Origin of the sequence: Brachybacterium sp. AOP42-C2-15 (assembly GCF_052377065.1) — a bacterium.
In the GTDB taxonomy this organism is placed as follows: domain Bacteria; phylum Actinomycetota; class Actinomycetes; order Actinomycetales; family Dermabacteraceae; genus Brachybacterium.
Genome location: NZ_JBQSWK010000014.1, coordinates 103,582 through 117,680 on the forward strand (window position 1 = coordinate 103,582; position 14,099 = coordinate 117,680).

General features: G+C 69.6%; 10 protein-coding genes. 5 read left to right on the top strand and 5 right to left on the bottom strand.

The window, feature by feature from the left end; genetic code table 11:
- Position 1: 1 nt before the first annotated feature.
- The 5 genes from ACT3SQ_RS09935 to ACT3SQ_RS09955 all read right to left on the bottom strand — a co-directional run bounded on the left by ACT3SQ_RS09935 (position 2) and on the right by ACT3SQ_RS09955 (position 6,810).
- Positions 2-1,009, bottom strand: coding sequence for an ABC transporter permease (locus tag ACT3SQ_RS09935; RefSeq protein ID WP_441444567.1), 1,008 nt, complete (start codon positions 1,007-1,009; stop codon positions 2-4).
- Complete coding sequence (locus ACT3SQ_RS09940) at positions 1,006-2,637, bottom strand: ABC transporter substrate-binding protein (protein WP_442332339.1); 1,632 nt, start codon at positions 2,635-2,637, stop codon at positions 1,006-1,008. The genes ACT3SQ_RS09935 and ACT3SQ_RS09940 overlap by 4 nt, the downstream gene beginning before the upstream one ends.
- Before the next feature lie 51 nt (positions 2,638-2,688).
- Complete coding sequence (locus tag ACT3SQ_RS09945) at positions 2,689-4,623, bottom strand: glycoside hydrolase family 127 protein (RefSeq protein WP_442332340.1); 1,935 nt, start codon at positions 4,621-4,623, stop codon at positions 2,689-2,691.
- A gap of 139 nt (positions 4,624-4,762) precedes the next feature.
- The gene (locus tag ACT3SQ_RS09950) at positions 4,763-5,779 is read right to left on the bottom strand and encodes a LacI family DNA-binding transcriptional regulator (RefSeq protein WP_441444564.1); all 1,017 of its coding nucleotides are present in this window, start codon (positions 5,777-5,779) and stop codon (positions 4,763-4,765) included.
- Positions 5,776-6,810, bottom strand: a complete 1,035-nt coding sequence (locus ACT3SQ_RS09955) for a LacI family DNA-binding transcriptional regulator (RefSeq protein WP_441444563.1) — start codon at positions 6,808-6,810, stop codon at positions 5,776-5,778. The genes ACT3SQ_RS09950 and ACT3SQ_RS09955 overlap by 4 nt, the downstream gene beginning before the upstream one ends.
- 184 nt (positions 6,811-6,994) lie before the next feature.
- On the opposite strand from ACT3SQ_RS09955, the gene ACT3SQ_RS09960 reads away from it, so the two are divergent.
- The 5 genes from ACT3SQ_RS09960 to ACT3SQ_RS09980 are packed head-to-tail and all read left to right on the top strand — an operon-like array spanning position 6,995 to position 13,156.
- Positions 6,995-8,191: a peroxidase-related enzyme gene (locus tag ACT3SQ_RS09960; protein ID WP_444601084.1), complete on the top strand. Its 1,197-nt coding sequence runs from the start codon at positions 6,995-6,997 to the stop codon at positions 8,189-8,191.
- 18 nt (positions 8,192-8,209) lie between these two features.
- Entirely contained in the window at positions 8,210-9,280 is a 1,071-nt protein-coding gene (locus ACT3SQ_RS09965; protein ID WP_441444561.1) for an ABC transporter substrate-binding protein, read from the top strand.
- Positions 9,277-10,377: a FecCD family ABC transporter permease gene (locus tag ACT3SQ_RS09970; RefSeq protein ID WP_444592348.1), complete on the top strand. Its 1,101-nt coding sequence runs from the start codon at positions 9,277-9,279 to the stop codon at positions 10,375-10,377. Before ACT3SQ_RS09965 ends, ACT3SQ_RS09970 begins: the two co-directional genes overlap by 4 nt.
- The gene (locus ACT3SQ_RS09975; RefSeq protein WP_441444559.1) at positions 10,374-11,246 is read left to right on the top strand and encodes an ABC transporter ATP-binding protein; all 873 of its coding nucleotides are present in this window, start codon (positions 10,374-10,376) and stop codon (positions 11,244-11,246) included. The genes ACT3SQ_RS09970 and ACT3SQ_RS09975 overlap by 4 nt, the downstream gene beginning before the upstream one ends.
- Positions 11,243-13,156: an FAD/NAD(P)-binding protein gene (locus tag ACT3SQ_RS09980; protein ID WP_444592349.1), complete on the top strand. Its 1,914-nt coding sequence runs from the start codon at positions 11,243-11,245 to the stop codon at positions 13,154-13,156. The genes ACT3SQ_RS09975 and ACT3SQ_RS09980 overlap by 4 nt, the downstream gene beginning before the upstream one ends.
- Positions 13,157-14,099: the final 943 nt, after the last annotated feature.

A 14,099-nucleotide genomic window follows, 5' to 3' on the forward strand; every position in this document is an offset into this window, starting at 1 on the left:
CTCACCACAGGCTCGTGTCGGAGGCGCGCTTGGAGATCTGGTTGGCGATCACCAGGAACGCGAAGTTGATGATGGTGTTGAACAGCCCGATCGCCGTGGAGTAGCTGAACTGGCTGGAGAGGATGCCGATCTTGTAGGTGTAGGTCGCGATGACCTCCGAGACCGGGAGGTTCAGCGTGTTCTGCATCAGGAACACCTTCTCGAAGCCGGTGTTCAGCACACCGCCCATGTTCAGGATCAGCAGGATGATCATCGTGGGCACCAGGGCCGGGATGTCGACATTGCGGATGATCTGCAGCCGTGAGGCGCCGTCGATGCGTGCCGCCTCGTACAGCTGGGTGTTCACCCCGGCCAGCGCCGCGAGATAGATGATGCTGTTCCAGCCGGTGTGCTGCCAGATGTCCGAGAGCACGTACACGGGGACGAAGGCGCTGGTGCTCCCGAGGAAGTTGACGTCCTCCAGGCCGAAGAAGGCGAGGAAGCGGGTGATCAGGCCGGTGCTGGGGGAGAGGAACACCTGCAGCATCCCCACGATCACCACGATCGAGATGAAGTGCGGCAGGTAGGTCACCGTCTGCACGATCCTTCTCAGCCGCGAGTGGAGGATCTGGTTGATCACCAGCGCCAGCGCGATCGGCGTGAGGAAGCCCAGCACCAGCGTGGCCAAGCTGATCATGACCGTGTTGCGCATGAGGTCACCGAACAGCGGGCTCTCGAAGAACTGGATGAAGTACTTCAGCCCCACCCACTCTCCACCGGTGAGCCCCTTGGCGAAGTCGAATTCACGGAATGCCAGCTGGATCCCGTACATCGGCACATAGGCGAACACGATGAGGAACCCCAGCGCGGGCGCCAGCATCACCCACAACTGCCAGTACCGGCCCAGGTGGCGACGCACCTTCGAGCGCGCTCGGGACTTTCTTTCCGCGGAGGACGGGGCGCCGTCGGGCCGCTGCCTGCGCGGGCCGGCCGACTCCGACACCGCATCCATGGTGGTCCGGGCGCTCACGACGTGGACTTCATGTAGTCGTCGTAGTACTTCTGCCGCGTCGCGATGTTCTCGGCCACGCCGGTCTCCTCGATCGTGGCCACGTACTCGTCCCAGCCCTCGTCGATGCCGCCTGAGGTGACCCACTCGGCGAATCGGGTCATCGCGGTGTTCATCAGCGTGGTGTCCACCAAGCTCATGGCATTGAGGTCCTCCTTGCTCATCTTGATGAACAGGCCCGGGTAGACGTCGGCCTCGAGATCCATGTTGTCGATCGCAGGCTGCAGCGGCACGGACTCGTCCACCGCTTCCTGGAGGTCGGTGGGCAGCTCGACCTCGATCGTGTCCCGGATCCACAGGGGCCCGTTGTCGGCGAGGGTCGAGGTCCACTTCCAGGTCGACGGGTCCGTGCCATCAGCCGCAGGCAGCACCTTGTAGGAGTTCTCACCGGTCTTCTCGATGTTCGGGCCGATGTCCCCGAACAGGACCTGGATCGAGATCTCCTGGTCGTAGAAGGTGTCGATGACCTTGAGCGCGGCATCCTTGTTCTTGGAGTTCGCGGAGAGCGCCACCTGGTTGCCCGGGAAATTCTCGCCGTACTGGTCGAAGCTCCAGGTGACCGGTTCGGACTGGCCTGCCGCGTGCTCGAGCACCCCGATCGCCTCGTACTGCTCGTAGATCTCGGGTCCGAACCTGTCCGAGCGGGTCCAGCCCCAGGTGAAGCCGACGCTCGCCACGCCATCACCGGGGCCACGGGCCACCGACTGATACGCGGAGTAGTCCTGGGTCATCACCTCGCTGGAGAGCAGTCCGGCTTCCTGGCAGCGGGCGAGGAAGGTGACCACCTCGCGGTAGCGATCATCCGTGAGGAAGTTGCCGACCACACCGTCCTGCAGGTAGTAGCCCTGGCCACCGCCGCCGGCGAGGGGAAGGCCCATGCTGCCCAGCAGCAGGATCGACTGGAAGTAGCCGAAGCCGCCGGTGCCCACCGGGCTCCAGTCCATCGGCAGCACCTCGGCGCCGGTGCCGGTCGGATCGCCCTCCTTGAAGGCGACGAGCACGTCGAACAGCTCATCCCAGCTGGTGGGCATCTCGAGGCCGAGCGTGTCCAACCACTGCGCGTTGATGTACTGGTGCTGCACGGTGGGCGGCCAGAACCGCTTGTATCCCGGTACCGACCAGATCTCGCCGGTGGGCTGGGTGGCCAGTGCCTTCAGCTCCGGCTTCTCCTCCAGCATGGCGGTCACATTGGGGAGGGCGTCGAGAGACTCGGCGAGATTCGCGAAGAGTGAGCCGTAGGTGGCGAGATCTGTGTCGTTGATGGCCTGGGTGCCGACGACCAGATCCGGGATGTCGCCGGCGGCGAGCATCGTGGACTTCTTCTGGTCCCAGTCCGCGGAGACCTCCTCCCACACGATCGGCATCCCGGCGGCTTCCTCGAGGGCGGCGGTCCAGCCCATCTCGGCCATGGGCTTGGTCAGGGCGTGCTTGACGACGAGGATCCGCAGCTCACCCTCCTTGCTGCTGGCATTCCCGCCGCAGGCGCTCAGACCGAGCGTGCTGCCGACGGCAGCGGTGGCGGCGAGCCCGCCGAGGACGGTGCGCCGACGGGGGCCGCGACGGGCAGGGGTGGGGCGGTGGATCGACATCTTTGTCTCCTGAAGGGGTGGGGTGGGGTGGGATGGATGGGACGGAGGGGTTCAGTGCTCGCGCGGGAGCCAGATGCGCATGGCGCCGGACCCGCGATTGCCCCAGCGGGAGAAGGGCGTCGTGGCGACGGTGATCTGCTTCTCGCCGGGGCGGGGCAGGTGCGCGCCGTCGGCGGAGCGGTAGAGCTCCCCGCCGTCGGGCCGGTGCAGCAGCGAGATCTCGAGGCTCCCGTCATCCCTCGCGCTCGCCGTCGCCTCGGCGGGGACGACGAGGTCATCGACCCCGATCCCGTTCGGCAGATCGACCTGCTCGAGGCAGTGGACGATCGGTCCTCGCTCGAGAGCCACGCATCCACGGGTGGCATCCACGCGGGGGTGCGAGGTCGTCCAGCGCGGGGGCATATCCAGGGTGAGCGTCATGCCGTCGACGTCCTCGAGGGCGAGCTCGAGTCGCTGGGCCGAGAGCTCCTCGTCGCGCAGAGGGCGCTGAACCCCGTCGGCCGAGGAGACCGAGCCGCTGCGCACCCAGCCCGGGATCCGCACCCCGAGGCGCGCGCCAGCGGCGGCGGTCAGCGGCGACAGGCGCAGGCCGAGGACGCCGGAGGCGGGATAGTCGGTCTCCACGTGGAGGGTGCCGGTACCCAGCTCGGCAGGGAGGGTGATGGACATGTCAGTGAGCTGGAGCAACTCGAGGCTCGGCCCCGCGTCCCCTGAGCGCCAGGCGGCGACATAGGCTCCGAGCTGGGCGATGGTGCGGGCGATGTTCGGCGGGCAGCAGGCGCAGGAGTACCACGGGCGTCGTTCGGCCGGTGCGTTCTCCTCGTCGAACCGGTCCGGCCTGCGCTGCAGCGGATTCGAGTAGAAGAAGCGGGTGCCGGTCGCGTCCAGGGAGGCGGCCAGCGCGTTGTGGATCTCCCGCTCGATGACGTCTCCGTGGCGGGGATCGTCGCCGGAGAGCATCATGCGCCAGGTCCAGTGGAGATCCGCGATGGTCGCGCAGGTCTCCGCGTAGGCACGGTCCGAGGGCAGCTCGTGGTCGTTGCCGAAGGACTCATCGCGGTGACGCGACCCGAAGGCCCCCGAGAGGTACATCTTGCGGGTGTGGACCCGATCCCACTGCTCGTCCATGACCTCACCCAGTGCGGCTTCGCCGGTCTCGAGGAAGAGGTCGCTCACGCCCGCGTTCAGGTACAGCTGACGCACTGCGTGACCGGTGGGATCCACGGCCTCCCGTACCGGCAGATGGTCCTGGAAGTAGTGGGAGCCGAAGCCCCCGCCGGGGAGGATGTCGCGTCCGCGCTGATCCACCAGGTGCTGGGCGAGTTCCAGATGGCGCTCCTCACCGGTGTGGCGGTACAGCTCCACCAGGGCGGTCTCGATCTCGGGGTGACCCGGGATGCCGTCCTCGCGGCCGGGCCCGAAGCGACGGTCCACCAGGTCCACGAAGCGCACCGCGAGGTCGAGCAGCTCGGTGCGCTCGGTGGTGCGGGCCAGCGCGATCCCCGCCTGCAGCCAATGGCCGAGCACATACAGCTCGTGCGTCCAGTGCAGCTCCGAGAACTTCTTCTCCGGCTGCACGCCCTGGATCCAGGTGTGCAGGTAGCCGCTGGGCTCCTGGGTCCGGGCGATCAGCGCGATCATCTCGTCGAGCCAGGCGTTGTGCGCGGTGGTGCCGGAGCGGCCGATCTCCCAGGCGACGGCTTCGATGACCTTGTAGAGGTCCGAGTCGGCGAAGACGAAGCCGCGATGCTTCGCGCCGGATTCCCCGACCAGCCGCCGGAAGTTGTCGATCACCCCGGAGCTCTCGAGCTGCTCGATGCAGTGGGGGATGGTGGCGGAGGCGTTCAGCTCCTGCCAGGCGCCGAGGCTGCCTCGCGGGTGCAGCACCACCTCGGAGAGATCCAGCGGGCGGAGCCCCTCATGGCGTTCGGCACGAGGGAGGGCGGGCGCCGGACGACGGGTGGAGCGCGGGGGAAGGACAGGCAACGGAGGACTCCTCATCGAGATGTGATGCAGGCCATCCTGAACGCGAGATTAAGCGATGTCAATAGGAGACACAACGTTGAAAAGAGATCCTGTCCGGTCGGTATCCGCTCCTCGGGGTCGCGGGCCCCGGAGGGCGGGGTCAGTCGCCGGTGGATGCGCGGACGATCAGCTCGAGCGGTGCGCTTTCGCGCCGGGCCGGACCGCTCTCGCCCTCCAACCGTGCGAGCAGCATCGCGACCGCCCGCTGCGCCATCTCCGGCACCCCCGGGTCCACCGAGGTCAGAGGAGGGGTGGTGAAGGCGGCTTCCTCCGTGTTGTCGAAGCCGGTGAAGGCGACGTCCTGCGGGATCCGGAGGCCGGCGAGCGAGGCGGCGCGCATCGCGCCGACGGCGGCCGCGTCATTGATGCACATGACCGCATCGAACGGGGCGCCGGAGCGCAGCAGGCCGACCATCGCCTCCAGCCCGGTCTCGCGGCGGTCCCAGTCCGTGCCCTGGATGGCCAGGGCATCGTCGACCTCGAGGCCACGCTCCGTGTGGGCCTCGAGATATCCGAGATAGCGGAGCCCTTCGTGGGAGGGCAGCCAGGGGTCGGCCACATAGGCGATCCGTCGCCGGCCGCGATCGATCAGATGCCTGGTCGCCGTGAGGAACCCTTCCTGCTCTGCCATCACCACGGCATCGATCCCCGGGGTGGGCGCGCCTCCCACCTGGACCGTCGGCAGCGCGGGGGCTGCGCCGGCGAGAAGCTCCCCGGAGAGGAAATGCGGGCAGATGATCACGCCGGCGACATCCTGGGTGGTGCGGCCCAGCACTGCATCCCGTTCCGCCGCGGCATCGAGGGCGAGCCGCAGGGTGGTGCTCAGGCCGCGCTCCTCGAGTGCGAGGATCAGCGCCTCGGCCATCCTCGCGAAGTACGGCTGGACCAGATTGGGCACCATGATCGCGATGCGCTCGGCCGTGCCCAGTGCCAGTCCGCGCCCTGCGGCCGAGGGCACATAACCCAGCTCGCGCGCAACGCGATGCACCGTCTCCCGAGTCCTCGCGGAGACCCGGATCGTCCCGTCGGTGCGCTCCGGTGCACGCAGCACATGGGAGACGGTCGCCGTGGAGACCCCCGCGGCCGCGGCGACATCGGCGAGGGTCACCTGCGTCATCTCGACCCCCAGTGCTCGACATGGCTGGCCCCGAGGGTCGACTCCGCACGGAGCAGGGTGGTCGGCACCACGGCACGCTGCGGCGCGCTGCGATCCCCGGCGGTGCGCCGGGAGATCAGCTCGATGGCGCGTCGGGCGATCTCGGGCAGGTCGAGGTCGACAGTGGTCAGGGAGGGGGTGGAGAACCGTCCGTCGTCGATGTTGCCGTAACCGGTCAGAGCGACCTGGGCTGGGACCTCGAGCGCCCTGTCATGCAGCAGCGACAGAGCGCCGATCGCGAGCTCGTCATCGGCGCAGACCAGTGCCCGGGCCCAGGGATGCCGCTCCAGGGCGAGTGCTGCCAGCGCCCGACCGGCCGCGCGATCGGCGACGTGGGTGGAGCGAGATCCGGGACGGGCCTCGGGGCGGAGCACGGGCGCGTCGGGAAAGGAACGGGCGAGCTCGTCGAGGAAGGTGTCGGGCAGCTCCGCCTCGCGGCCCAGCAGCACCACGTCATGATGATGGATCCGCTGCAGGTGCCGGGTGAGGGCTGATGCTGCGCCCGCATCATCGCTGTCGATCGAGTCCAGCACGGCGGGATCCTCAGGATCCGACGCCGTGCACAGGCCGACGACCGGACGCTCCGGGGTGAATGCTGGGGGCTCGCAGCCCCGGGGGAGCGGACCGATATGGACCACCGCGTCGAAGAGGGCGCCCCGGGAGGCGAACGTCTGCGCGATGCGTTCGCTCCGCCCGCGGGAGGGCTCGATGGAGACGCGCAGCCCCTGCCGCTCGGCCTCGATGACCAATGCCTGGGCCAGACGCGCCGTGATCGGTGCCTTGAGATCCACCAGGGACAGGCCGATCAGCCCCGTACGACCGGTGCGCAGGGAGCGCGCATGCGCATTGGGCGTCCAGTCGAGCTCCTCGATCGCCCGACGGACCCGTTCGCGGACCGCATCGCTGATGCTCGGATGGTGATTCACGACGCGGGAGACGGTCTTCGTCGACACGCCTGCTCGAGCCGCGACCTCCTTCATCGTGGGCGCCATGGTCCTCCTTGATCGCCGTGCACATGGCGCACGAGCTCACGGCGAGGATACCGCGCGACCTCGGACGGGACGGGCGGCACGGGTGAGGTGCGAGGGTCGGGTGTCCTCAGCATTCGAGGAGGCGTGACTGCTTCCACACGACTCCAATCCTTAGGGGTGCTTGGGTAGCGCATAAGATGAGCGCATGTCCGATGCGCAGCAGTCCTTCGACGCCCACCAGATCCTCGACGCGGTCCTCACCGGAGCCCCCGAGGCGAGCGGGGCGCTCGTGACCGTGCGCCCGGAGGTCCTCGCCCAGACCCGCAGCGCGTATGACGCGCTCTACCGCGCACCGCAGGCGCTCCCCGCTTCCGTGCTGCACGCGCTGGCCGCAGTCACCGCGGACTGGCAGGGCAGCGGCGTGCTCGCGGACTGGCACCGGACCCAGGGCGCCTCCCCGGAGCTGACCGCCGCCGACCCGCTCTCCAGCGATCCTGCGCTCGCCGCGCTGCGCGACCAGGTGGATCTGCTCTCGATCTCCCCGGCGCTCGCCACCCTCGCCGACCAGCAGCAGCTCACGGCCGTCGGCCACGATTCCCGCACCGTGGTGCTGATCAGCCAGCTGGTCGCCTTCGAGAGCTACCTCCAGCGATTGGTCGCCGGCCTCGCCGCGCTGCACGGACTCGACCTGCCGACCGCCGACGCCCCGACGCGCACCCCGCGCTCCCGCGGCCGCGCCGCGCAGCATGGCGGCACCACCCCCACCGGACGCACCCGCCCCGCGGCGTTCACCCGCGACCAGCTCCAGTGGGAGCCGTGGATCGAGGTGCCCGCCGAGGACGAGCTGACGGACGAGCAGCGCGACTCCTTCGCCTCCAAGGCGAGCGTGAACAGCGTCTACTTCCGGATGCTCTCCCTGACCCCCGGCATCACGCGAGCTCGCAGCGAGCTCGACAACGCGATCTTCCTTCCCCGCGACGGACTGCCCAAGGCCGAGCGCGAACTCGCCGCCGCCGTGACCAGCAAGGTCAACGACTGCATCTACTGCGCCTCCGTGCATGCGCGGAAGGCCGCCGGCTTCTCCAAGCGCGAGGAGGATGTCGACGCCCTGCTCGCTGTCGCCCTCGAGCGCGACGGCGACTGGATCGCTGCGCAGCTCTCCCCGCTGGCCGACGGCCAGGACGACCGCTGGAGCGCGATCATCGACGCGGCCGCCGAGCTGTCCCGCCCCCGCCCCACCCTGGGCGCCCCGCGGATCAGCGATCTGCGCGAGCTGGGCCTGAGCGATGCGGAGATCACCGACCTGGTCACCGCCGCCGGCTTCTTCGCCTGGGCGAACCGCCTCATGCTCAGCCTCGGCGATCCCTCGCTGGTCGACTCCGCACTCCCCGTCTCCGCCTGACACACTGAAGAAGGACCCATGACCACCGCCTCCCTCCGTCGCCGCACCCTCCTCGGCACCGCTCTCGTCTCCCTGCCCGTCCTCGGCCTCGCCGCCTGCGGCGAGGTCACCGTCGAGGGACAGTCCGACGCCTCCGAGCAGCTCACCGTCGTCGACGACCAGGACCGCGAGGTGGTCCTGCCCGGCCCCGCGCAGACCGCCGTCGTCGTCAACAGCTATTCCAACGAGTTCGTCCGGGCCATCGGTGCCGGCGATCGCGTCGTCGGCGTGGACCGCGCCTCCCTGGACCGCCTGCCCTATCTCGAGCTCGCCGAGGACCAGGTGATCGCCGAGGGGCTGGACCAGCTCAACTACGAGGCCATCGCCGAGCTCCGGCCCGACGTCGTGATCCTCCCGCGCAACGCCGTCTGGCAGGAGGCGCTCGAGCAGCTCTCCGCCTTCGACATCCCCGTCCTCATCGCCACCGCCTGGGACACCGAGGTGGTCGACGAGACCCTCGCCCTGCTCGGTCAGGTCTTCGGGCTCGAGGAGGGCGCCCAGGCGGTCCTCGACTTCCGTGCCGAGATCGCGGGCATCCTGGAGGAGCGTCTGACGGACGTGGAGCCGGTCCCGGTGTACTTCGAGACGGTCGAGCCGTACCTGACCACCCTGCCCGGCTCCGGCTTCCACGCCATGATCGAAGCGGCCGGCGGCTCCAACATCTTCGATGACGCCTCCGGGGGCGACGCCCAGGAGGAGCTGACGGTCGATCCCACCGAGGTTGTGCTGCGGGACCCGCAGTTCGTGATGCACGAGTTCGAGCCCTCTGCCGAACCCGTCGACCGCTTCGACGCGCTGCGCGAGGACCTCGCCGGCCGTCCCGGCTGGGCGGGACTGAGCGCGATCGCCGAGGGACGCGTCGCGATCGCCAACGGCTGGGCGACCAGCGCGCTGGGGAAGTCGATCGGCGCGCTCTACCTCGGCGCCTGGCTGCATCCCGAGGAGATGGACGGCGTCGTGCCCGATGACTACCTCACCCGCTGGGTGACCGAGTTCCAGGACACCGAACTGACCGACCCGGCCGCCTATGTGCAGGGACCGCAGGCATGACCGCGACGCTGCAGAAGCAGCCCCCGCAGGTGCCCGCACCCGCCCCGGCGCCGACGGATCCCGCGCGAGGCAGGGAGCTGCGCAAGTCGCTCGTCCTCGCCGTCGGCGTGGTGGTCTCCGTTCTCGCCCTGATCGCCGCGGTCACCATCGGCACCGCCGGGGTGGGCTTCGGCGATGTGCTCCGCTCGCTCCAGGTGAGCATCGTCGGCGGCACCATCAGCGCCGACTTCGCCTCCACCTATGCCGTCATCACCCAGCTGCGGCTGCCGCGGGTGCTGCTCGCCTTCGCCGCGGGGGCCGCGCTGTCGGTCTCCGGCGTGCTCATGCAGAGACTGCTGCGGAACCCGCTGGTCAGCCCGTTCACCCTCGGCGTCTCCCCGGCCGCGGCCTTCGGCGCGGCGCTGGTCATCACCCTGGCCGGCACCAACCAGTTGCCGGTGTGGGCGACGATCGCCGGTGCGATGATCATGGCGCTGACGGTCTCCGCCGTCGTGCTCGGCATCGCCACCGCCCGCCGGATGGCCGTGGCCACCCTGCTGCTGCTCGGCATCGCGATGACCCAGATCTTCGAAGCGCTCACCTCGGCCCTGCAGTTCACCGCGAACGAGAACACCCTGCAGGCCATCATCCGCTGGACCTTCGGCTCGGTGAACGACGCCACCTGGAACGACGTGCTGATCGTCGGCACGTTCACCGTGATCGCGATTCCGGTGACGCTGTTCTTCTCCCGGGATCTCAACGCGATCGCCTTCGCGGGGGACGATGCCGCTCGCAGCTTCGGCGTCAACGTCGGCCCGGTGCGGATCGGACTGATCGCGCTGTCGGTCGTGCTCGCTGCGGTGGTGGTCTCCTTCTGCGGGATCATCGGCTTCGTGGGCCTCGTCGGCCCGCATATCGCGCGTCTCGCGATCGGTGCCGACCACCGCCACCTGCTGCCCTTCGCCGCTCTCTCCGGCGGGCTGCTGCTGCTGGTCGCCGACGCGGTGGGCCGCACCGTCATCGCGCCGGCGGTCGTGCCCGTCGGTATCGTGGTGGCCTTCATCGGCGGCCCCGTGTTCATCTATCTCATCCTCACGCGAAGGAACACCCTGAAGTGAGTCTCTCCGTCACCGACCTGTCCTTCTCCTACGGCACCCGCAGGATCCTCGAGGACATCTCCTTCGACGTCTCCGCCGGGACGTTCTGCGCCCTGCTGGGCCCCAACGGCTCCGGCAAGTCCACGATGGTCAAGGCTCTCGCCGGGGTGCACCGCGCGAAGACCGGCCGCATCGCCGTGGAAGGTTGCGACATCGCGAGCCTCGGTCGCCGCGAGCTCGCCCGGCTCGTGGCCTATGTGCCGCAGGCGGGCGATGCCCCCTTCGATCTCACCGTGCGCGAGGCTGTGATGCTGGGCCGCACCCCGCACTTCGGGATCGCCCCCGGCGTCGCGGACCGGGCGAAGGTCGAGGACGCGATCGTGCGGATGGGCCTGAGCGACATCGCCGAGCAGTCGATGTCCGAGCTCTCCGGCGGGCAGGCTCAGCGCGCGATGATCGCTCGTGCCCTTGCCCAGGATCCCCGCGTGCTGCTGCTCGATGAGCCGACCTCTGCCCTGGACCTGCGCTATCAGATCGAGACTCTGCAGCTGGTGCGTCGGATCACCCGCGAGGAGGGCATCAGCGCCCTGATCGCGATCCACGACCTCAACCACGCCGCGCGCTACTGCGATCAGGTGATCGTTCTGCACGGCGGCCATCTGGTCGCCGACGGTGCACCGGCGCAGGCACTGCAGGGCCCGATCCTGCGTTCCGTCTACGAGGTCGACGTCGAGGTGTCCGAGCGGGATGACGCCGTCGAGGTGCGCCCCCGGGTCGACGCGGCCGGATTCACCCGCACCGGCAGCCGACTCGACGAACCGGACGTCGAGAACGCCGAGGACCCTGAGGACGCGGTGCGCCCGGACCTGGTCCCCGCCGCCCTCCGATGAGCACCGCCCTGCCGGACCGCTTCGATGCGGTGATCGTCGGCGGCGGGCCACGCGGAGTGGCCACCGTGCTGCGCACGGCAGCCCGCGTCGCCACCTCCGGCGCCGGGCCCGCGCGCCTCGCAGTCGTCGACGCGATGGCCGTCGGCCCCGGAGCGACCTGGCTGATCGACCAGCCCGCCCAGTACCTGAACAACACCCAGGCCGACGCCACGACGGTCCATCCCGACGACTCCACCCGGATGAGCGGGCCCGCCGCACCCGGGCCTGACCTGGTGGACTGGGCCCGCCGCGTCCGCGCCGAAGGCGGCCATCCGGCGGGGGAGTGGGTTCTCACCGAGGCCTCAGAGCTCACCGGGGCGACCTTCCCGACCCGGCGCCTGCAGGGCGTGTACTTCCGCGACCAGCTCGACGCCGCGATCGCCACCGGCGCGGTCGAGGTGACCGAGGTGGTGGGCCTCGCGGTCGACCTCGAGCAGCTGGGGGAGGAGACCGTCGTGGTCCTCCGTGACGGACGCCGACTGGCCGCGCCCACCGTGGTGCTCGCCCAGGGCATGGTCCAGTCGCAGCGCAGCCACGATGTCACCGCTCTGGTCGACTTCGCCGATCGCTTCGCGCTGCGCTACGTCGAGCCCGGCATGCCCGCCGAACGCACGTACACCGGTCTGCCGGCGGGCGAGCCCGTGCTGGTGCGGGGCCTGGGAGCGAACTTCTTCGACGTGATCGGGCAGCTCGCCGCCGAATGGGGCGGCGAGTTCACCCTGGTGGACGGCGATGCCCGCGGACGCCTTCGCTACCATCCCAGCGGGCTCGAACCGCAGCTGGTGGTCGGGTCGCGGCGCGGCGTCCCCTACCGATCCAAGCCCGACGGCGGCCGCTCGGTGCGTCCCTTCGTGCCGCGATGGGCGAGCGCGGAGTGGTTCGATGCACTGACGACGCGATCCGACGTGGACTTCCGCAGCGAGGTCTGGCCGGTGCTCGCCCGGGAGTTCGCCCATGTCTACCTCGACGCCCTCACCGAGGTCGCTCCCGACGCAGTGGCCGGGGAGTGGCTCCCGGGCCTGGACGTCGCCGACACCCAGGACGAGGTCGATGCCGTGCTCTCGGGGGCGGTCCCAGATCCGCGGTGGGCCTGGACCCTCGACGAGCTGCACCGCCCCACCCACGGTGAACCGGTCGGGGAGAAGGGCTGGTCGCAGCTGGTGCGTCGGCTGATCGCCGACGAGCTGGGCTCGATGTCCGATCCCTGGCGGCACCCGCGTGCCGCGGTCAACGGCGCCATGGGGTCGCTGCGTCGCAGCATCGGCCGCCTCACCAGGCACGGCGTCTTCACCGGCGAATCTCTCGCCCGTGATGTGCTGGGCTGGTTCGACGGGGACTCCCTCGCCCTGGCCTCCGGACCGCCCGCCGAGCGGGTTCGCCTCGTGCTCGCGCTGATCGAAGCCGGGGTGGTGGAGCTGATCGGTCCCGAGCTGGTGATCGAGGCCGACGAGACCGCCGGGCTCTTCCGCGCCGCCTCACCGATCACCGGCCGCGTGGTCACCTCTTCGGTGCTGCTGGAGACCAGGATGTCCAAGGGGAGGATCCCGCAGACCAGCGATCCGCTGCTGCGCGCCCTGCTCGATTCGGGCCGTGCCCGCGTCCATGCGGTGGACGGGGTGCAGACCCACAGCATGGAGGCCACCCGCGCCGAGATCTGCGAGGACGCGCACGGCGGCCACAACCTCGTCGCGGCCGACGGCACGGTGGATGAGTCCGTGGTGGTGCTCGGGATCCCCGCTGCGTCCACCCAGCCGGGATCCGCGATCGGCGCGACCCCTGGCGTGGCGTCACCGCTGCTGGCCGGCGCGGACGTCGCGGCCAGGCAGATCCTCGCAAGGGCGCGGGTGGGGAGCGTCGCGCAGGCGACGTGAGCTGCCGCTGCCGCTGACCGGGATCGGTCAGCTGGAGTGGCAGGCGTGCGTGCGTACGCGGGAGGAACGGAAGGTGTGCCTGCCGAGACGGCGGGGCGCCCGCTGGGCCGGGAGTGCCTGCTGGGCCGGGGCTGCCTGCCGAGTTGGTGGGGCGCCTGCTGAGCTGGCGGGACGGGGGTCCGGCATGTCTCGCCGGGCCCTGTCGGGCTGCGGCGGACGTCTCTTGCCACGTCTGGGGCTCGACGCCCTGCCATCCCGCCGCCAATCTGCCCGGACAACTGGTCGTATGCCTGACTAATCCCGATGTTTGGCACATCCCGACGCTTGGTATGTCGAGAGACCTGGAATGTCCAGATGCCTGAAATGTTCAGGTGCCGGACATATCTCGCAGTGCCGATGGGCCTGGCGGCAACGCACGGGCCCTCCCCAGAGCGAGTTATCCACATTTCGTTGGCGCTTCTTGACAAATCGGCATCCATTCTAAAATGCGCCTTCCGCTGCGTCATTAAATATTCGCGTGGTCCGCAGTGTCGTATCTGTGCTGGTCAGCTCATCGGTCCTCACGGCGGGCGACGGTCATGGATCTGACCTGGGTCGTCACTGTGCCACGACATCTTTCCCGACGACCGTTCCTCCACACCTATGGGTTATCCACAGGTTCATCCCCATTTCGTTCTGACCCTTCAGTAGGCAGGGCTTGGGAATTAGTATTGGGGAATATCGCAGACGTGGTTCATGGGGTTTCTGGTGTGTGGGTGGAGGGGTTTCGGTGGGTGAGTTCGAGGAGGACCGGTTCGCTGACGCGGACGCGGCGGGCGAGCCGCCGGCCGGGATCCCTCCGCGCGAGGATGCCCCTGCCGGTGACCCGCCTGCCGGGCCCGGTGTCGGGCAGTCGTCTTCGGCCAGTCGTGGTGTGGCGCCGGAGGGGCTGCCGCAGTGGGAA